Source organism: Bosea sp. (in: a-proteobacteria), assembly GCA_023910605.1.
GTDB lineage: Bacteria > Pseudomonadota > Alphaproteobacteria > Rhizobiales > Beijerinckiaceae > Allobosea.
On the sequence record JAAVVV010000001.1, the window covers coordinates 3,630,022 to 3,649,403 of the forward strand.

Sequence of the window (19,382 nt, forward strand, 5' to 3'; positions counted from 1 at the left end):
GGCTTATTACTTGAACCCTTAGAGTCCGTTTGGAAAGTCAGGGATGAGCGTTTCTTCGGATAAGAAGGCCGCCCATGGCGACGTGGATCATGGCGGTTGAGACGTCGATGCGTTTTTCATAGTCGCGGACGAGGCGGCGCCAGCGCATCATCCATCCGAAGGTCCGCTCGACGACCCAGCGCCGGGGCAGAACATGGAAGCCCTTCTGCTGCTCGGAGCGCCGGATGATCTCGATGACGAAGTTGAGATAGGCGGCCTTGTCCATCAAGGTCAGGCGGTCGTAGGCGGCGTCGGCGAAGAGATGCTTCACCCAGGGCCAGCGCTTGCGGATGGCATCGAGGATGGCTTGCGCACCGGCGCTGTCGGAGATGTCGGCGGTCGTCAGATTGACCATCAAGAGCCGTCCGTCGGTATCGACCGCGATATGTCGCTTGCGGCCGCGTATCTTCTTGTTGGCGTCGTAACCCCTTGTTTTGGCTTGCGGAGCCTTGACCGACTGGCTGTCGATCACCGCCGCCGTGGGGCTTGCCTCGCGACCAACCCGCTCCCGGTCGAGCATCAGCTCGACATCGTGGATGGTCTGGAACAGGAAGCGCCGCGCCAGTTCGCGGAACCAGCCGTAAACCGTTCGCCAATGGCCGAAATGATGAGGCAGCATCCGCCAGCCGCAGCCCGAGCGCACCAGATAGCGCACGGCGTTGATCACCTCGCGGAAGTCCGTCTCCCGAGGCCGTCCCGTCCGTCCGGGTTTGGGCATCAAGGGCGCGATCCGGGCCCACTCCTCGTCCGTCAGGTCGCAGGGATAGCGCTTCGTCTTCTTGGCGATCTTGGCCATCCGGCCCCGGTTCTCATGTGTCCACATCCGTAATGTGAATCACATTCGCCAGCCCACCGAAACACCAATCGCCGACTTTCCAAACAGTCTCTTACCGATAGATTTTGTAGCAATCAGGCCAAATCCTTTAAGTCGTCCTGCATTAAATCTATTGTGAACCTGAGCAAACCAGTAGCTTACTAAATCAGCAGATGCTGGAACAGCGTCTCTATAGGTGGCGTAAAGCTTATTGACATAGTCATCTCCGAGGCCCTCAAGCGCCGCGCTGCGTTTATTTGCAGGCCGCCCCTTGCGGTGGAATTTTTGCCCAAGAAAAGGTGGGTTTCCTATAACGACGTCGACCTCGGGCCACACTGTTCGACTGCCGTCTGAATTCAAAAGCGCATCCCGATTCTCAATATTCTTGAGCGGCTTGAGAATGGGCTTCTTGCTGATGTCGAAGCCGTTCTTGCGCATCCACTGGATTTCCCCAATCCAGATGGTCACGCGCGCCAGCTCGGCCGCGTAGGGATTCAGCTCGATGCCCTGCACCACCTCTGGGCCGACGGTCGGGAACTGACGGCCAAGGCCCATGGCCTCGGCCTCAAGGTTCACGCGGTGCTCGATGTCCTTCAAGGCCAGCAAGGCGAGATAGAGGAAGTTTCCCGAGCCGCAGGCAGGGTCAAGCACCCTGAATCCCCGAAGCCGCTCCAGAAAGCCTCCCAAAAGGGCGCGCTTCTTTTTCTCAGGCGTTTTGGGCTTCTCTATCTGAGCCTTAACCCCTTCCCATTCGCGCCAAAGCGGCTCGATGATGACGGGCCGCACAATCATCATGATTTTTTCGGGGTCGGTGTAGTGCGCTCCCAGCTGGCTGCGCTTGGCAGGGTCAAGCCCGCGCTCGAACAGGGTGCCGAAAATCGACGGGTCAATGTCTGACCAATCCATTTCCGAGGCTCTGGCTATAGTCTTGATGTCGGTGACAGTCAGGGGCAGGGCGGTTGCGTCGTCGAACAGGCCGCCGTTGAACCATTCGATTTCATCCACGCCAAACAGCCCGCCCGCGCGCATGGCCTCGAAAAGCTGACTGAGCATGGCCGTCGCCATGGCAGGCTTCAGCCTCGCCTTGTCGAGAATCTGCGAGAACAGGCGACGCGGCAGAAGATTGATGTCCTCGGCGAACATGCAGAACACCAGCCTGTTGACGAAGTGCGCCACGGCCTGCGGGTCGTTGCCTGCCTCGCGCAAGCTGATGGCCAAGCCCGCGAAGGTGTCGGCCACGTCGCGGGTGAGGGCGTCGATGGTTTTCTTTGGCTTCAGGCGCTCAGGGTCGGTGAACACCGAACGCAACAGGTCGCGCTTATTGGCGTCTCTCAGGTCATCCAGCGTGATGCTGTGAACCTCTGAAACGGTGTTCGTCCAGTTGGTGTGAATGACAATCCGCTCCATGTCGGAGACGACCAAAAGGGGCGGATTTTCGAGGGCGACGGCATATTGTTGCAGCTGGGCATAGGCTGCGGTCAGGTCTTTGCGTTTGCCCTTGTATTCCCAGCCAAAGTGGTTGCGCATCCATACGTCTGCCCAACCTTCGCCCCCTGCGGTCTTGGATGCGCCACGCTCGAAGCAGTAGCGTTCGCCCTTGGGGTCGGCGTCGGTCGGGTTATCCACCCCAAGCAGTTTGCACAGGTCATTGAAGTGCGATTGCGAAGCTGAACGCTCTTTCAGCGTCGATGCACGCCACTTTTCAACGAACTGGTCTGGCGTCATGTAGTTTTTTCGAACCTGAACTACCCCCGGTTTGCCGGAGGCCGATTGTGTCAAGTTATGCGGCCATGGCTGGTTCGTCCAGCATAGCGCAAGCGGTTGGCGATGCCCGCAGGCAGTTCGTGGACCACCAGGCCTTCGCGAGCGTCGTCTACGTGACGGAGAAGGCGCCAACCCATCGGATTGGCGCCTTCCGGCCGGAACAGAGCCGCGCACCGCGCGCGCACTGTCTTGCGGGTCGTCACGGACCAACCGAGAGCCGGTCCTCGACAGTCGTCACGCCAGGAGCCGACCAGGCGGTCCGCTCGGCCAGATCACGCTCGTACCAGGCCTTCACCTTGCCCTCGAGCGTCACCTTCCCGCCGCTGACCGACACGCGGATAGCGTTCGCTTCGGTCTCGGCGTTACGCCTGAGGGCCTTCTCGATCCGGTCCTTCACGTCCGGCGCGCTGACCGCTTGCGCCACCTTGATCGTGTTCGAAATTCCGGTCACGCCGGAAAGCTTGCGCACGGCGTTCTCGGCTTCGAGCCGCTGGTAGCCCCAGTTCACGTGGCCCGCGAGCGTCACCCAGCCATTCTGCACGGTGACCTGGATATTGTCCTGCGGGATCGTGGTGTTCCAGGCGAGGATGTCCAGCGCCCGCCGGGCAATCTGGTCGTCGGCCGTCTTCTTGTCGCTCGCGTAGCGGACCTCGAGCTCCTGGGCGACGCCGCGCACGCCGGCGACACGCTTGGCGGCGTTCTCGGCCGCGACCTTCTCGGCATAGCTGCCGACATGGCCGGTCAGCGTGACGACGCCGTTCTCCACGGAGACGCCGATATGCGCCGCGTTGAAGCGCGGATCCCATTCCAGTTCGTCGAGAACCGCCTGATGAAGGTTGCGGTCGTTCATGTCTTCCTCCTGTTGTCGATGGAATGTGGCCATGGCCGAAGCCGGCGACGCGGTTCGCCACCTCAGGCGGCTGCCTTGATCTCGACCCGCTTGGCCTTGGGCTGCGCGTCGGCCGGAAATGGAATTGAAACTGTCAGCACGCCATTCCTGAACGCGGCTGAGACGCCCTTGGAGTCAGCCTCGAAGGGCATCGGGATGGTTCGTGAGAAGGCGCCGTAGCTGCATTCGTAGACGTAGCGCTCCGCCGAGTTCTCCTCCTTCTCCTGCCGTTTCTCGCCGCGGATCGTCAGCATGTCGCCGTCGACGAGCAGCTCCACGTCCTTGATGTCGACGCCGGGCAGTTCGGCGGTCACCTCGAACATCTTGTCCTTCTGGGTGACGTTGATCCTTGGCGAAGCCGTGTCCTGCGGCCAGGTGAGTGAGGGGAGCGAACGGCCAAAGCTCTCGAAGGCCCGATCGACCTCCTGCCTGAGCGCCATGAAAGGATCGGACGACCCATTGCAATGCGGCCAGAGGCCGGAAAGCAGCGAACGCTTGTTCATCGTGACAGCTCCTTCGTTTGTCGTGACTGCGTGCGGCCAGCCGGGGAAAGCATGTGAGCTTTCTCTGCACCGGTCCGGCCATTGGAAGGCTATTGGAGCGCCGGGCCGAAAAACTGATCCCGCTCAACGTCTGACCCGGATTTTGTGAAATTTTGCCTCGTCATGCGGGGTGCGCGAGTCTGAAGAAGGAGACCAGCATGACAGGCCGGATGATCGGCGCGATGGCGATTGCCTTGTGCGCCACAGCATTGCCCACCGCTCACGCCAATGCTCAGCAGCCCACCCGGGTGCAGGCCGGCTTGCTGCGCTGCGACGTGTCGGCCGGGATCGGGCAGATCATCGGATCGACGCGAAGCCTGAGCTGCGTGTTCGAGCGCTTGCGCGGACATCCGGAGCGCTATCGCGGCATTATCCGGCATGCCGGCCTCGATATCGGCGCGACCAGCCGGGGCGTGATGGTCTGGGGCGTGCTCGCTCCGTCGCAGGTCCGGCGCGGCGCGCTTGCAGGCCGCTATGCCGGAACATCCGCCGAAGTGACCGCCGGCCTTGGCGTCGGGGCCAACGTCCTCCTTGGCGGATCAGCCAACAGCATCGCCTTGCAGCCTGTCTCGGTGCAGGCCCAGCTTGGCCTCAACATCGCGGTGGGCGTGGCGGAGCTGACGCTTGAGCGGGTTCGGCGGCGGCAGGGCGTTCGCGCGGACTGACCCATGGAAGCGGACCTGATCGCCAGGATTCTGCTTCTCCTGACTGTGGCGAATGGAGCGCCGGTTCTGGCCGCCAAGCTGCTCGCGGCCCGCTGGGCCCATCCCATCGATGCAGGCGTCGTCTGCCGCGACGGGCATCCCGTCCTCGGGCGTTCGAAGACGGTTCGTGGGCTGGCTGCCTCGCTTCTTGCAACCGCCGCCTGCGCGCCTGTCGTCGAGCTGATGTTCATCGATGGCCTCCTGCTGGCTGCAGCCGCCATGGCGGGAGACCTGGCGGCGAGCTTCATCAAGCGACGCATGGGGCTCGCTCCCAGCAGCATGGCGTTCGGCCTCGACCAGATTCCGGAGACGCTGTTGCCCTGCCTCGTTCTCGCCGAGCGCCTTGGGCTGTCCTGGGGGGATATCATTGCCGTCGTCGGGTGTTTTCTTGTGGGTGAACTGGTCGTGTCGCGCCTGTTGTTCAGGCTTGGGATCCGCGATCGTCCCTACTGAAGCCTTATTCAGCGATGAGGCGATGCAAGGTCACCTCCGGCGGACAATTGAACCGGGCCGCGACTACCGAGCTTCCGAGACCGCGGGACGTATAGCCCTGCATGGAGCCATGCCGCCATGCGCCCGCCCCGTAGCGTCGAGGAAGTCTGGCCCCCAGCGTGATCGGGAAACCGCCTGGCAGGCAGATCTGGCCGCCATGCGTATGGCCGGACAGCATCACGTCAAATTCCGCGTGGGCGGCTTGCCGGTAGATTTCCGGCGTATGCGAGAGCAGGATCGAGAAAGCGTCACTGGGGATGTCCGCAGCCGCCTTCTCGATGTTGTCAGCGCGGTAGAAGTGCGCGTCATCGACTCCGGCGACATGCAGCCTTGCGTCGCCCTGCTCCACTGCGAACGCCTCGTTCATCAGCACGCGGACGCCCATGGCCTCCAGCCTCGGAACCATCCGGACGCTGTCATGGTTCCCCAGCACAGCCAGCACCGGACGACGCAGCACTCCCACCAGCCGCTCCATCGACGCCATCGAGGCGTCGATGGGGCCGTGGGTCTTGCAACGGAAATCGCCGGTGAGCACGCATAGCTGGTAGTCCAAACCGGCTGTCAGCCCAACGGCGGCGGCGACCGCCGCTTCACTCATGTCGGCGTGGGGGTCGCTGACATGCAGGATGCGGAAGCCCGAGAGCCCTGCATGGCGTTGCGGCAGACGCAGCGCGTTCTCCATCAGGCGGACATGTCCGGCGTTGCGACGGCCGCGGCCGCGCAGACCTGACAGCCAGAGCGCGGTCTCGATGAGGGCCGGCGCGAAGCGCACGTTCTCCAGGTGGAACCAGGTCAAGCCTTGTCCGAACACCTGGGCCTCATGCTCGGCCTCGATGCCGAGGCGCTGCCGGGCGTGAAGGCGGCCGAGGCGCCGCTCGAGAAGCCCCAAGGCCTGCGCGTCTTCGCTGTGCTCGTCAGGCGCGTTCATGGTGTTTCGCAGGCCTCTGGTCAGGCAGAGGCAGGAGCGGTTCTGCGGCGCGGCGGCTCTGGCCGCCACTGTCGGGAGATGCGCCGGATGTAGGCCACCAGCCCGTCGGTCGCGTCCTCGTCGAGCCTGAATTCCGGCATGCCAGGGTGACGGACGACCACGCCGTCGATCAGGTCGGGCGCGGGGCTGTTGCCCGGATAGCGTTCCGCGATCAGCGGAAAGCGCGGCGCCTGCGGGTTAGGGCTCAAGCCCGTCCGCCCGATCGCGTGGCACCGTGCGCAATGCTGCCGCGCCACCTCGCGCCCGATCCGCACGCTCTCGCGATTGTTCGGATTCTGCGCATCGGCAGGCATCGCCAACGCTCCACCCAAGCCAAGCGCTCCGGCCGCAAGAACGATCAGCCAAGCTTTCATCCCGGGTGCTCCGCTCGCCTCATGAAACCGTCGGGCCAAGCTGCGGAATGTCATGCGCATGGTCCCTGATCTGCGTCAGAGTATTCGATGGCGATGCTGGAAAGGTGCGGTCGGCTCGGGGATGCAACCAGCCTCAGGAGAGCAGGATGACCAACGGAACGCAGCAGAAGGCCGAACAGGCTCGCGGAGCAGACGCGGGCGTCAAGAAGGCGGCTGACGCCATGCAGCAGGGACTAGCGGCCTTGATGAGCGGCCCGCAGCGCCTGATGCAGGCCAACATCGAGACGATCAGCGAGAGCCTGAACTTCATGAACCGCCGCATGAAGGCGCAAGCGGCAATGCTCAGCGGCTTCGGCCAGCTCGCGAATGGCGGCAACCTGGCCGACGCGCAGCGCCACTTCATCGAGACGATGAGCCGCGAAATGGCCGAAGAGGTCCAGGAGCTGGGTGACTTCGCTCGCAAGAGCATCGAAACCATGACCCGCGGGGCCGGCGGCGCGGGGCCGGCTTCGTCATCGGCCCGGATGTCCTGAGCGCGTGCGGAGGCATTGCCATGTCGACGGCACGATCCAGAACTGCTCCGATCGCCGCTCCCGCATCCCCTGTTTTCGAGGATATCCTTGTCTACCTCGATGACAGCGCGGCGTCTGCCAACGCGCTCGCCTACGCCGACGCGCTGGCGCCAGAGGGCAATGTCGCCGCCCTGATGTATGGCATGATGCCGAGCTACACCGCGTCCGAATTCGGCGCGGAGGCCTGGCTCATCGCGCAACGGGAAGCGGAGCTGAACGCCGGGAAGAACGAGGCGCGGCTGCGCGAGAAGCTGTTTGGCAAGGGCTCTCGCGCCGATTTGCGGCGGACGAACATCACGCCGGGCGAAGAAGGGCGCGCGCTGGCCGAGCAGACGCTCTACGCCGACGCCGTCGTCATCGGCTGGCCAGGGGGCAATGACGGCGAACAGCCCGTCAAGGCTTTCGAAGGAGCATTGTATCACTCGGGGCGCCCGGCGATCCTCGTGCCCTACGGTTATGCAGGCCGAGGCGCGCCGAAGACCGTGATGGTTGCGTGGACCGCGTCGCGTGAGGCGGCGCGGGCCGTGAACGACGCCATGCCGTTGCTGAAAAGCGCAACGCAGGTGAGGGTCGCGATCGTCGCGGACGACTGGGCGCGGCGCGAGTCGAACCCCGGGGATGACATCGCTCGGCACCTTGCCCGCCATGACGTCAAGGTCGATGTGCGCCATGTCCCGACGAATGGCGAGCTGGTCTACAAGGTCCTGCTCGACGAGGCCCGGTTCATCGGTGCGGACATGGTCGTCATGGGCGGCTACAGCCGCAGCTGGACGGGCGAGTGGCTGTTCGGCGGCGTGACGCGCGACATGCTCGGCAAGATGACCGTACCAGTGCTCATGTCGCACTGAAGGCCGTCTTGCCGGGCTTTCGTCTCAGACCGTTGAAGCGCTTGACAAGGCGTTGCCAGCAACCTGGTCGAGCGCCAGTCCCGTGGACATCATCGGGGTTGCGCCGCCCGAGCGCTACGGCGACGCCATGCCGGCCCTGCTCTCGGAACCCGGCTGCTACGCCATTCTTGCGCTCCACTGCCCGACGGCCCTGGCGTCATCCTCGGAAGCGGCCGACGCCGTGGCGGCCACAGCCCGCAGGGGCGTCGAGGTGACGGCCCAATAGCATCAGAAACCAGATCGGCGACGCAGAGGCGATGATGGACATGACGAAGGGCGACAGCAGATGGACATCTCACAAGGCCTGGGTGCTCGTGGCCGACGGCCGCAAGGCGCTCATTGCGCGCAACATCGGCACCGCGCTGGCGCCGAGGCTGGACGTGCATGCGACCCTTACAGCGCCGGACAACCCCGCGACGCGGGAGCAGGCCACCGATCGCCCGGGACGTTTCCGGAAGGACGCCATGCGTCGCATCGCCGCCGACCTGACGGACCTCCATGCGCTGGCCGAGGTGACCTTCCTGCGCGATGCCGCAACCCAGTTCGCACGGCTTCTGGACGAGGAGCCTGACGCCAAGGCCGTCGTCGTCGCGCCGCCCGTGGCCCTGGCGACGCTGCGCGGCGCTCTCGCCCGCCACGCGGAACGCATCGAAACAGAGTTGGCCAAGGACTTCACGAAGCATCCGCTCGCGGACATCGAGCGCGCACTCGCGGCAGAATGAGGCATTTGGCCCCGAGATGAGCATTCTGATCGCTTACCCGACGAGCGAAGGACAGACGGAGAAGGTCACTGCCTTCATGCGTGAACGTCTGCTGGCGGGCGGCCATCAGGTGACAACCGGACGCCCCGGCGTCGCCGAAGGCCCGTCCCTCGCCGACGCCGATCGCGTTTTGGTCGCTGCCTCGCTTCATGCCGGCTCCCGCCAGAGCGAGGCCGTCGATTTCGCGAAGCGTCGTGCCGGGGAGCTCGATAGGCTGCAGGCCTTGATCCTGTCGGTCTCGCTCTCAGCCGCCGGGCGCGATCGGGCGGACCTCGAAGCCCATGTGGCCCGCCTTGAACGTCAGACCGGCTGGGCAGCCGTCGCGCGGTTTTGCAGCGATCTGGTTCAAGACCGGGAAGTGGCGGCGACAGCAGCGCCAGGCGCGGCGGCTGGTCATGGATCTCCATGAAACGCTCCTCCGGCTGGGCCTGAGCCTCGCGATCGGTTTGCTGGTCGGGGTCGAACGGCACTGGCGTGAGCGCGAGGCGCAGCCCGGCTCCCGGACAGCCGGACTGCGCACCTTCGGGCTGACCGGCCTGCTCGGCGGGATCGCCGGCCTCATGGCGCTGACCTCGCCATTTGGCGGCGGGCTTCCAGGCGCGCTGCTGATCGGCTTCATCTATCTCGGCTTCGCCTCAGCGCTCATCATCTTCAAGCTTCGCGAAGCCATCGAGGATGAGACGACAAGCGTCACGACCGTTGTGGCTGCCCTGGTCGTGTTCGCGCTCGGGGCCTATGCCACAATGGGTGACAGGACGGTCGCTGCCGCCGCGGCGGTCGTGACCACCGCGCTGCTGGCCTCGCGTGAGGTTCTGCACGGCGCGCTCCGGCGAATCAGCTGGATGGAGCTCAGGTCGGCAGTCATCATCCTGATGATGTCCTTCGTCGTCCTGCCGCTGGTGCCGAGGACGCCGGTCGGACCTTTCGGCGGGGTCGATCTCGCGGAGGTTTGGACGCTCGCCATCCTGATGGCGACGATCAGTTTCGGCGCCTATGTTGCGGTGAAGCTGGTCGGCCCGCAGCGGGGATTGCTGCTTGGCGGCGCTCTCGGCGGCCTTGCCTCGTCGACCGCTGTGACGGTCTCCTCGGCGCGGCGCGCCGCTGCGCTCGAAGCCGATCCGCGTTCGCTCGCAGCCGGCGCTATGGCCGCGAGCGCCACCTCCATCCTGCGCATCGGCACGCTGGCGGTGTTGCTGAGGCCGGACCTGATCGCGGTGCTGGGCTTCCCGCTCGCGGCGGCGGCTCTTTGCTTCGGCGCCTTCGCCCTGGCTACGACCCGCAAGGCGATGCCGGAGAAGGCTATCGCCGGCGGGCTGGCCAATCCGTTCGACCTGCGGGTCGTCCTCCGGCTGACCGTGCTGATCGCGCTGGCATCCTTTCTGGTCCAAGCGGGGCAAGCGCACCTCGGCTCCGGAGGCGTCGTTCCGCTTGCCGCACTGGGTGGTCTGGCCGATGCCGACGCGGTGGTTCTGTCGCTGAGCCGGATCGCCGGGACCGGGCTGTCGCGGGACGTTGCGGCCACTGCTGTCCTGCTCGCGATCTGCGCCGACATCGCGGCGAAGTGCGCCTATGCGCGCGGTTTGGGGGGAGCCGTCTTCGGACGCGCCTATGCCGTGGCCGGTCTTGCGGCGGTCGGCGTCGGACTTCTGGTCTTCCATGCCCTGACGGGTCTTGCGCTGCGCGGCTGAGTCAGCGGGCGGGAAAAGACTGACGCACCTCAGTGTCTCTCTATGCCGAACCGCGACAGTGCGCCAAACCGGAGCCGGCCCATGTCCACGCCCGCCAAGACACGGCGCAAGGCCGTCCCGCTGAGACCGGCGCAGGATCATGCGGCGCCTCTCGCTAAGGCGGCAGCGAACCCGCCGCAGGCTTCCGAAAGCGTGCTCGACCACAAAATGCATGCTCTGGTCGCGCAGCTGTACGGCGGGCTTTCGCCCTTCCCGCTGGCGCTTGCCTGGGCCGACTGGGCGTCTCATCTGGCTATCTCGCCTGGTCGGCAGCTCGAACTGGCGAGGCATGCCGGCGAGGAGACGCTGCGTCTGTGGAGCGAGACGTGGCCCAGCCGCAATCCGACGCCGCCTTGCGTAGCATCCCCCGAAGGCGATCGCCGCTTCGCGGACGACGCCTGGATGTTGTGGCCCTATCGCCAATTCGCCAAGACGCATCTGGCCGTCGAGCAGTGGTGGGACGAGGCATGCCGCGACGTACACGGCGCACGGCCGGAGTCGCAGGCGCTGGTCAACTTCATCGGTTGCCAGATCCTTGATCTGGCGTCGCCATCGAACGCCTTCGTCACAAACCCCGAGGCGCTCCTGCGGGCGCTGAGCACGAAGGGCCGATCCTTGCGCGAGGGATTCCGGCATTGGCTGGAGGATCTCGACATGCTGAGCGGCAAGGCGCGGCCGGCCAGCGCCGACGAGTTCGTGGTTGGCCAAACGGTGGCGATCACGCCCGGCAAGGTCGTCGCCCGCACGCGGCTCGCCGAGATCATCCAGTACGCACCGACGACGGAGACGGTGCATGCCGAACCGATCGTGATCGTGCCTGCCTGGATCATGAAATACTACATCCTCGATCTGAGGCCTCAGAACTCGCTGGTGAGGCATCTGGTCGATCAGGGCTTCACCGTCTTCATGGTGTCGTGGAAGAACCCGACCGAGGCAGACCGTGACATCAGCTTCGACGACTACAGAACTGAAGGCGCGCTGGCCGCCATCGAGGCGGCGCGGGCGATCACCGGCGCCGAGCGCGTCCACGCCGTCGGCTACTGCCTCGGCGGGACGCTGCTCGCCATCACGGCGGCGGCGCTGGCGCGTGACGGGGACGCGCGGCTGAAGAGCCTGACGCTTCTCGCCGCGCTGACGGACTTCCATGACGCGGGCGAGCTCAAGCTGTTCATCAACGACAGCCAGCTTGCGCTCCTGGAGGACCTGATGGGCGAGCGCGGCTATCTCGAAGGGCCGCGTATGGTGGGCAGCTTCAACATGCTGCGCGCCAACGACCTGATCTGGTCGCGCATGGTCCGGGAATACATGATGGGCGAGCGCCTCCGGCTGGTGGACGTGGCCGCATGGTCGCAGGACACCACCCGCATGCCAGCGCGCATGCATGCGGAGTATCTGCGCTCGCTCTACCTGGACAACGATCTCGTCGAGGGACGTTTCGACGTGGCCGGCAAGCCGGTAGCCCTGCAGGACATCGAGACGCCCGTCTTCGTGCTGGGCACGGAGTGGGACCACATCGCTCCATGGCGCGCGGTCTACAAGATCCACCTCTCGCTGGAGACCGATGTCACCTTCGCGCTCACCAATGGCGGCCACAATCAGGGCGTGGTGTCACCGCCCGGGACGACAGGCCGCCACTATCGCATCGCGGCGAAGCTGGCCCAGGGCAGACATGTCGATCCCGAAGCCTGGTTTGTCGCCCGGCAGCCGACTGAGGGCAGCTGGTGGGTCAGGTGGTTCGATTGGTTGAAAGCCCGGTCTTCCGGTGAGATGCGCTCACCTTCCGGATTGGGCGCGCCGGTCAAGGGCTATCCGGCGCTTGCCGATGCGCCGGGAGATTACGTGAAGGGGTGATCGCGCGGGAGGCGTCATGAGCCCACTTTCGCCCTGGCTTGGCCTGTGGGCCAACTCGATCGCCGCTGGCCGCGGCGCGCTCGACTTTGTCGAGCGCGTGATCAGCGCTGGCGAGATCGGCAAGGCACGCGCGCCGGACCGGCGCCGGGACTGGGCCAGCCCGAACGAAGTTATCCTCGAATTGCCGACCATGCGGCTTCGTATGTTCACGGCAGCAGCATCAGGGCCGCCGGCGATCGTGGTTGCTCCCTATGCCCTGCATGGGGCCACCACGGCCGATTTCGCGCATGGTCACAGCGTGGTCGAGGCGCTGCTGGCAGGTGGCGTCGGCCGGGTGCTGGTGACGGAGTGGCGCTCAGCAGGGCCGGAGCAAGGCCATATCGGAATCGACGCATGCCTTGCCGATCTGAACGTCGCCGTCGACGAGATCGGATCGCCTGCGGCTATCGCGGGGCTTTGCCACGGCGGCTGGCTGGCGGCCGTCTACGCCGCCCGGTTCCCGGCGAAGGTATCGCGCCTTGCCCTCGCAGGCGCGCCGCTCGATGTCGACGCCGCTCCCAGCGTCGTACGTGACCTGGTGCGCGGCACGTCCCCGGACGCGATCCGGGAGATGATCGCGCTTGGTGATGGCGTGATGCCTGGACAGGTGACGCAGTCCACCTGGCCGACTCCGGAACCGGATCCGCAGGAGATCGCGCGGACGCTGCAGCTGCGAACGGCCTCACCGGCACTGGCAGTGCGCTTCCTGCGCTGGAACGACGACATCGTCGACTTGCCCGGCGCATTCTACATCGAGACATCCGAGCGAATCTTCCGCCACAACCTGCTGGCGGCCGGCGCCTATCCTGCGCTCGGCCGCACGGTTGGTCTTGGCGACATCGCTTGCCCTGTCCACCTGCTGGCCGCGCGCGGCGACACGATCGTGCCGCCGGCCCAGCTGCTCGCGCTTGCGGACAGGCAGACCTTGCGAGGGAAGACCACGGCTCGGATCGTCGATGGCTCGCATCTGAGCCTGTTCATGGGGAGGATGACGGTCCGCCGTGAATGGGCATGGATCGCAGCTTTCGTGGCTGGAGCGACTCTCGGCGACGCTTCTCCTGCCCGGCGAACGAAGGGGGCCAGGGCCTGCGCGAAGCCCGGCCGGGCGCCAGCGCATCAAGCGCGAAACGATCAAGTACAGACGCTTGCAGCATCAGTTGCAAGCCGCTTGAACTCTAATCCTGATGAACAGGAGCCTCTCTTCGAAGACGGCCTGAAATGTCCCAGATAATCTGACGATGGGCACCCAGATCCTGACGCACCTGAACGCCAGAACCGGTACGCCACTGTTGGCCGCCGCCATCGGCGTTGCGGCAATCCTGGCGCTTGCGGTCCCGCTGGCTGGATCGGCCGACCTGACTGCCCGTTTCACCCTGGTGGCTTTTGCGACCATCAACATGACCCTGATCCGCATCAAGTTCCCTGAAATGACTCCGCCCGCGCATGTCTTCGCGTGTCCGGGTTGGGTGCCCGTTGCAGGCCTCGTCTCCAGAATCGGGTTGCTTTTTCTGGATCTGGTGGTTCGGTGACCAGATGAAACCAGAGACCCGGTCACCCAAAAGCCGCCGTTTCGGACGCTTGGCGCTGGCAGTCGCAAGCGTTGCCGGCATCCTGCTCTGCATTGTCATCGCCTGGCCGTTCCTGGGCGCAATCACTTGGGCGTTGACGCTAGCGATCATCTTCGCGCCTCTTCACGAAAGGGTTGAAAACATCGTCAAGCAGCCCAACATCGCGGCCTTGCTCTCGACCACCATTGTGATCGTCATCGTGGTTGTCCCTGCGGCTTTCGTAGTCGAACGCCTCATCACGGAAGCGACTTTCGGCATCCAGTCGCTTCAGGCGCGGGTCAAGAGCGGCGAGCTTCAGGCCCTCCTCGATAGCCATCCAGCTCTTGCACCCTTTGGGAGATGGATCGACCGGCAGTTCGATTTGCCGTCGATGATGTCTGCCATTGCGACCTGGCTCAGCAACCTCGGAGCGATTTTCGTGAAAGGGTCGTTGCTGCAAGCGGTTGAGATGTTCATCACCTTTTACCTGCTGTTCTACTGCCTGCGCGACAGGCTGGCTGCCAGGACCATCATCATGGCATGGCTCCCGCTGACGAAACCTGAATCTGAACAACTGCTGCGGCGGGTGACCGAAACCGTGCACGCGACAGTTTACGGAACCCTTGCCGTCGCCGCAGTTCAGGGCACGTTGGGGGGCCTCATGTTTTGGGCGCTCGGCCTTCCCACGCCCCTGCTATGGGGGCTGGTGATGGGCCTCCTGTCGATCGTGCCGGTCCTTGGGGCCTTCATCGTCTGGATACCTGCATCGTTCCTGCTCATTCTGGATGGAAGTTGGGTGCGAGCGCTTGTTCTTGCAGCGTGGGGCGGGATAGTGGTTGGCGGAATCGACAACATTCTGCGGCCGATGTTCGTTGGCAATCGTCTGCGCCTGCACACAATTCCAGCATTCATTTCGATCATCGGCGGCCTTTTGCTGTTTGGAGCGCCGGGCTTCATACTCGGTCCCCTGGCTGCGACGATGACGATGCTGGCGGTGGAGTTCTGGAGGCGCCGCGAGGCAGCAGGCCAAACTCCTGACTGAGAATTGGGCAACTTTGCAAGAATGGAGATTGAGGGAGAAAGGAGCCGGGCCATACTCTTGCCAAAGCTGGGTTTTCTCATTTTGGGTTGTTGCCAGGGGGCAAGTGAAGGTCCGGCCTGTGCCGCGTTCCCGCCGCCACGGTCTAGAAATTCGCAATACGTCGACAGGATGCGCGGCAACCGGAGAAGAACCATCACATCCGGTTTCCCATCCTCCGCCATCAGGTCATGCAGATCATTGTTTCATATCTTGTAATATCGATGCGTTTCGTAGCGCCCCACATTCCGCCCCGCATGTCATCGCGGAATGCCGCGGAACGCTTCAGCGTTTCTCAGTAGGGTGATCCGGGCTTCTGTGCTCGCCATCCTCGCTTGATGGCAGATGCTTCCGCGATGTCTTCGCCCCCTGTCGGAGATAGATGGAAGGCTTGGATCCTTCCCTTCAGGATGCCGGGAAGGCGGACCTGCCATGACGGATCGACGACGCCGGATCGAATGGTCCGCGTGATGGGCCTTGCCGGGTCATCCCGCTTGGCGCATCGCAAGGCTGGCACGAACAAGGCTGGCCCGAATCGGGCGCGAGGAAGAGACGGGCGCATCGTGGCAAGCATCCTGTTCATCATCCCGGACGACCGGATCTTCGCGCACCGCCACAGGCCTTTGCTTCGGGCGGCGCACGAAGCGGAGCTGACGCCTATGGTGGCGGCGCCCCCAGGCGCGGGCCGCACGGCCATCCAGGAGGCAGGCGCGCGTTGCATCCCGCTCACCTGCGAGCCGGGTCGGCGCTCGCCGCGTGCGCTCGCGCGCGCGGCGCAGGAACTGAAGGGCGTCATCCAGGCGCACAAGCCCGTGATCGTGCAGGTCCAGGGCATCGGAACCTTGCTGGCGGGCGCGCTCGCCGCGCGGCTTGCCGGCCATGAGCGGCTAGTCTGCGCCTTCAACGGGCTGGGCTTGCTGGCGGCGCAGGCCAATGCGTTCGGTGACGGAATGCGGCTGGCGGCGCGGCTGTTCAGATCGGCGATGCTGGACCGGCCCGGAACCCGGCTGGTCTTCGACAATCCCGATGACGCGGCGCTACTGGCTCCGGGCAGCAACGGGGCAGCCGTGAGCATCATCCTCGGCGCGGGGGTCGATCCGCTGATCCACAGCCCCGAGCCGATGCCGTGGTCGCCGCCGCTGAAGCTCGCCTTCGCCTCGCCCCTGCTCTGGGTGAACGGCCCAGAAATCGCTGTCGAGGCCATCAGACGCGCCCGCGCCGCTGGCGCCGAGGTGACGCTTTCCCTGATCGGCGCGGCTCTGCCGCCGGGACGGCGCACCGTGCCGGCCGCGACGCTGCAGGCCTGGAGCCGGCAGCCGGGCGTGGGCTGGTTCGCCCCGCCCGCCGACCCGGCCCAGATCTGGCGACAGCATCACGCCCTGGTGCTGCCCTCGCGCGGGGGCGACGGCCTGCCCGGCCTCATGACCGAGGCCGCTTCCGGCGGGAGGCCCGTTCTCACCAGCGATGTCGGAGGCTGCGGCTCCTTCATCCGCGACGGCATCGATGGTCGCGTCACGCCCGTCAACGATGCCAGCGCCCTCGCCGCCGCCATGGTCGAACTCGCCCGCGCCCCGAGCCTGGTCGAGCGCATGGGGCGGGCCGCGCGCGAGCGCGTTCTCGGCGGCTACACCGAACGCGATGTGATGAACGGGCACAAGAAGCTCTGGCGCGCCATGCTCACCGGCGGGCCTGCTCCATGATCCAGCCTCCAGGCCATGACCCGGCGGCCCGGCGCGCCTTCATCCTCGCCAATACGAGGCCGCTCATCGTGCCTCATGCGCCCGAGTTGCGCCTGCATCTTGCGGACGAGGCGACCGAGCTGTGGCGCAGGACCGAAGAAGAGCTGGGCGCGATCGGCCTGCCGCCGCCCTTCTGGGCCTTCGCCTGGGCTGGTGGTCAGGCCCTCGCCCGCTGGGTGCTCGACAATCCCGGGGCGGTCGCCGGCAAGGCCGTGCTCGACTTCGCCTCCGGCTCGGGCCTCGTCGCCATCGCGGCGGCGCGGGCGGGCGCCCTGGCCGTCGAGGCCGCGGACATCGACGCTTACGCCATCGCCGCGATGCAGATCAACGCCGCCCTCAACGGCGTCGCCATCAGCCCCTTGCCGGAGAACCAGATCGGCCGCGACGCCGGCTGGGACACGGTTCTGGCAGGGGACATCTGCTATGAGCGCGATCTGGCAGGGCGTGTCGCCGACTGGCTGGCCAGCCTCGCGCGGCGCGGCGCGCGGGTCCTGATCGGCGATCCGGGGCGGAGCTATCTGCCAAGGGAGCGGCTGACCCTGATCGCCACCTATGAGGTGCCGGTCACCCGCGAGCTTGAGGATGCCGAGATCAAGAAGAGCAGCGTCTGGCGTCTCGAAGGCTGAGCCGCTCAGACCGTCCGAGCGGCGGCGAAACGGGCCGCAGCCCGCAGCATGTCGGCCTCGGGACCAAAGCGCCCAAGCGCGCTGGCGGCGTCGGCCGCGAGCCGGTCGCGCTCCTGCCGCGCGGCCTCCAGCCCGAGCGCGGCCACCAGGGTCGCCTTGTTCGCCTCCGCATCCTTGGCGGTGGCCTTGCCGAGGGCCTCGGCGCTCGATTCGACATCCAGCACGTCATCGGCCACCTGGAACGCTGCGCCCAGCGCCTGCCCGTAGGCGGCCAGCGCCATGCGCTGCGCCAGCGAGGCGCGGCCGAGGATGGCGCCCATCTCGACCGCCGCTGCGAGCAGCGCGCCGGTCTTCATGGCCTGTATGCGGCGCACATCGCCGGGCCAGGGCTTGCCCTCGGGCGGCGTGGCGGCGTAGCGCCCCTCCGCCTCCAGATCTAACATCTGCCCGCCCACCATGCCCGCCAGACCTGACGCCCGCGCCAGCGCGAGGACAAGCTCGGCCCGCAGGACTGGATCGGGCGCGGACTGCGGCTCGGCGAGGACCTCGAAGGCCAGTGTGAGCAGCCCATCCCCGGCGAGGATCGCGGTCGCCTCATCGAAGGCCTTGTGCACGGTCGGCTGCCCGCGCCTGAGGTCGTCATCATCCATGGCCGGCAGATCGTCATGCACCAGCGAATAGCAGTGGATCAGTTCGATGGCTGTGGCTGCCGGCATGGCGGCCGCGATGTCGAGGCCGAACAGCCGCGCCGTCTCCACCACGAGGAACGGCCTTAGCCGCTTGCCGCCGCCCAGCGCGCCGTGCCGCATGGCCGCCATCAGCCGCGCGGGCCGCGCGATCTCGTGGTCGCGCTGGCGGTCGTCAAGCCGGGCCGCCAGCGCCGCCTCGGCGATGGCGGCGACCTCGCGCAGGCGGCCCTCGAACGCTTCGTGCGGCCGATCGGAAGCTGAGGTCATGGTCGCATCACTTTTCGGCGTTGAAAGGGCAGGAACGGCAAGGCGCTTGGTCCCGGCCACGAGGCCGTGACATGCTTGCCGCAATGAGCTGTCTTAGCCTTGGTCGGGACGGCGGAAAAGTACGGTGGGGGATGCAATGGCAAGAACCCGTGGACGTTTGCAGGGGCGACGGCCCTGACTGCGGCGACCAGACCCGGCGAGGCATCCCCGCGGCGGCGCAAGCGGGCGCTTGGCCTGCTGGCGCGCATCACGGCCGGCGGGCTCGCGCTCCTGGCGCTGGCGCTTGCGGCCGGCGCGCTTCTGCCGGTGCCCTCCACCCTCATGCTCTGGCGCTTCGCGACCGGCGAGAGCGTGACGCGCATATGGGTCCCGCTCGATCGGATCTCGCCTGAACTCGTCCGCGCGGTCATTGCAGCGGAGGACCAGAACTTCTGCAGCCATAGCGGCATCGACTGGGGCGCCCTGCGGGAGGTCCTCAATGATGAGGACGGCCCCACGCGCGGCGGCTCGACCATCTCGATGCAGACCGTCAAGAACGTGTATCTGTGGCATGGCCGCTCCTATGTGCGCAAAGGCCTTGAACTGCCGCTCGCGCTCGCCGCTGACCTCGCCTGGTCCAAGCACCGCATGATGGAGGTCTATCTCAACGTCGCGGAGTTCGGCGAAGGGCTCTTCGGCGTCGAGGCGGCGTCGAGGCGCTATTTCGGCAAGCCGGCCGCGGCCCTGACGCGCCGGGAGGCGGCGGCGCTGGCGGCCGCGCTGCCCAATCCGCGCCTGCGCAATCCGGCGCTCGCCTCGCCGCGGGCGCGCACCAATGGCCTGCGCATCCACAGCCGGATCGCGGCGCTGGGCGAACGCGCGCAATGCGCGCTCCGGGCATCAGGCCCATGACCGGCCAGCCAAATTCCCGGCCGGCCGGAAAAGCTCTAGCCATCCTTGTGCCAAGCGTGTATGTGCCGCGTTCTGTTGAACAACCCGCCGACGGGCGTGGGTCCTGCGCGGACCTGCCGGGTT

Annotated in this window: 21 protein-coding genes and 1 pseudogene; 15 read left to right on the top strand and 7 right to left on the bottom strand. The window is 66.0% G+C overall.

Translation table 11 applies throughout. The features are described 5' to 3' along the window. Positions 1 to 37 precede the first annotated feature (37 nt). The 4 genes from HEQ16_17510 to HEQ16_17525 form a co-directional block, all read right to left on the bottom strand. On the bottom strand, positions 38 to 862 hold the full coding sequence (locus HEQ16_17510) for an IS5 family transposase (protein MCO4055807.1): 825 nt from the start codon (positions 860 to 862) through the stop codon (positions 38 to 40). A 12-nt stretch (positions 863 to 874) separates the two neighbouring features. Beyond that, positions 875 to 2,578: a class I SAM-dependent DNA methyltransferase gene (locus HEQ16_17515; protein MCO4055808.1), complete on the bottom strand. Its 1,704-nt coding sequence runs from the start codon at positions 2,576 to 2,578 to the stop codon at positions 875 to 877. Positions 2,579 to 2,816: 238 nt separating this feature from the next. Next, on the bottom strand, positions 2,817 to 3,467 hold the full coding sequence (locus HEQ16_17520) for a BON domain-containing protein (GenBank protein MCO4055809.1): 651 nt from the start codon (positions 3,465 to 3,467) through the stop codon (positions 2,817 to 2,819). Between the two features lie 62 nt (positions 3,468 to 3,529). Next, positions 3,530 to 4,009, bottom strand: a complete 480-nt coding sequence (locus tag HEQ16_17525) for an Hsp20/alpha crystallin family protein (GenBank protein ID MCO4055810.1) — start codon at positions 4,007 to 4,009, stop codon at positions 3,530 to 3,532. A 209-nt stretch (positions 4,010 to 4,218) separates the two neighbouring features. Here HEQ16_17525 and HEQ16_17530 point away from each other — a divergent pair, with 209 nt between their 5' ends. Continuing rightward, on the top strand, positions 4,219 to 4,713 hold the full coding sequence (locus tag HEQ16_17530) for a DUF992 domain-containing protein (protein MCO4055811.1): 495 nt from the start codon (positions 4,219 to 4,221) through the stop codon (positions 4,711 to 4,713). A gap of 3 nt (positions 4,714 to 4,716) precedes the next feature. Further along, positions 4,717 to 5,205: a CDP-archaeol synthase gene (locus HEQ16_17535; GenBank protein MCO4055812.1), complete on the top strand. Its 489-nt coding sequence runs from the start codon at positions 4,717 to 4,719 to the stop codon at positions 5,203 to 5,205. Positions 5,206 to 5,209: 4 nt separating this feature from the next. On the opposite strand, the gene HEQ16_17540 is transcribed toward HEQ16_17535, so the two are convergent. Further along, positions 5,210 to 6,172 carry a metallophosphoesterase gene (locus HEQ16_17540; protein ID MCO4055813.1) on the bottom strand — a complete coding sequence of 321 codons (963 nt, stop codon included), beginning with the start codon at positions 6,170 to 6,172 and terminating at the stop codon, positions 5,210 to 5,212. A gap of 20 nt (positions 6,173 to 6,192) precedes the next feature. Continuing rightward, positions 6,193 to 6,585 carry a cytochrome c gene (locus HEQ16_17545; protein ID MCO4055814.1) on the bottom strand — a complete coding sequence of 131 codons (393 nt, stop codon included), beginning with the start codon at positions 6,583 to 6,585 and terminating at the stop codon, positions 6,193 to 6,195. 146 nt (positions 6,586 to 6,731) lie between these two features. Between HEQ16_17545 and HEQ16_17550 the strand changes: the two genes are divergently transcribed. From HEQ16_17550 to HEQ16_17605, 12 genes and pseudogenes are all read left to right on the top strand, one after another. Continuing rightward, positions 6,732 to 7,118, top strand: coding sequence for a hypothetical protein (locus HEQ16_17550; protein ID MCO4055815.1), 387 nt, complete (start codon positions 6,732 to 6,734; stop codon positions 7,116 to 7,118). Positions 7,119 to 7,138: 20 nt separating this feature from the next. Then, entirely contained in the window at positions 7,139 to 8,005 is an 867-nt protein-coding gene (locus HEQ16_17555) for a universal stress protein (protein ID MCO4055816.1), read from the top strand. 52 nt (positions 8,006 to 8,057) lie between these two features. Next, the gene (locus tag HEQ16_17560) at positions 8,058 to 8,270 is read left to right on the top strand and encodes a hypothetical protein (GenBank protein MCO4055817.1); all 213 of its coding nucleotides are present in this window, start codon (positions 8,058 to 8,060) and stop codon (positions 8,268 to 8,270) included. An 88-nt stretch (positions 8,271 to 8,358) separates the two neighbouring features. After that, on the top strand, positions 8,359 to 8,766 hold the full coding sequence (locus HEQ16_17565; GenBank protein ID MCO4055818.1) for a host attachment protein: 408 nt from the start codon (positions 8,359 to 8,361) through the stop codon (positions 8,764 to 8,766). 16 nt (positions 8,767 to 8,782) lie between these two features. Then, positions 8,783 to 9,214, top strand: coding sequence for a hypothetical protein (locus HEQ16_17570; GenBank protein MCO4055819.1), 432 nt, complete (start codon positions 8,783 to 8,785; stop codon positions 9,212 to 9,214). After that, entirely contained in the window at positions 9,201 to 10,493 is a 1,293-nt protein-coding gene (locus HEQ16_17575) for an MgtC/SapB family protein (GenBank protein ID MCO4055820.1), read from the top strand. The genes HEQ16_17570 and HEQ16_17575 overlap by 14 nt, the downstream gene beginning before the upstream one ends. Before the next feature lie 42 nt (positions 10,494 to 10,535). Next, positions 10,536 to 12,383 (top strand): alpha/beta fold hydrolase, encoded by a 1,848-nt coding sequence (locus HEQ16_17580; protein ID MCO4055821.1) that lies wholly within the window; start codon positions 10,536 to 10,538, stop codon positions 12,381 to 12,383. A gap of 16 nt (positions 12,384 to 12,399) precedes the next feature. After that, positions 12,400 to 13,653 (top strand): alpha/beta hydrolase, encoded by a 1,254-nt coding sequence (locus HEQ16_17585; GenBank protein MCO4055822.1) that lies wholly within the window; start codon positions 12,400 to 12,402, stop codon positions 13,651 to 13,653. Positions 13,654 to 13,675: 22 nt separating this feature from the next. After that, positions 13,676 to 13,951: pseudogene (locus tag HEQ16_17590) on the top strand (amino acid permease). Positions 13,952 to 13,955: 4 nt separating this feature from the next. Next, entirely contained in the window at positions 13,956 to 15,011 is a 1,056-nt protein-coding gene (locus HEQ16_17595) for an AI-2E family transporter (protein ID MCO4055823.1), read from the top strand. 599 nt (positions 15,012 to 15,610) lie between these two features. Next, positions 15,611 to 16,747: a glycosyltransferase family 4 protein gene (locus HEQ16_17600; protein ID MCO4055824.1), complete on the top strand. Its 1,137-nt coding sequence runs from the start codon at positions 15,611 to 15,613 to the stop codon at positions 16,745 to 16,747. Then, the gene (locus tag HEQ16_17605) at positions 16,744 to 17,412 is read left to right on the top strand and encodes a methyltransferase (GenBank protein MCO4055825.1); all 669 of its coding nucleotides are present in this window, start codon (positions 16,744 to 16,746) and stop codon (positions 17,410 to 17,412) included. The genes HEQ16_17600 and HEQ16_17605 overlap by 4 nt, the downstream gene beginning before the upstream one ends. Before the next feature lie 5 nt (positions 17,413 to 17,417). Here the strand turns inward: HEQ16_17605 and HEQ16_17610 are convergent, their stop codons facing one another. Beyond that, on the bottom strand, positions 17,418 to 18,368 hold the full coding sequence (locus tag HEQ16_17610; GenBank protein MCO4055826.1) for a polyprenyl synthetase family protein: 951 nt from the start codon (positions 18,366 to 18,368) through the stop codon (positions 17,418 to 17,420). A gap of 99 nt (positions 18,369 to 18,467) precedes the next feature. Here HEQ16_17610 and mtgA point away from each other — a divergent pair, with 99 nt between their 5' ends. Next, positions 18,468 to 19,259: a monofunctional biosynthetic peptidoglycan transglycosylase gene (gene mtgA, locus HEQ16_17615; protein ID MCO4055827.1), complete on the top strand. Its 792-nt coding sequence runs from the start codon at positions 18,468 to 18,470 to the stop codon at positions 19,257 to 19,259. Positions 19,260 to 19,382 lie beyond the last annotated feature (123 nt).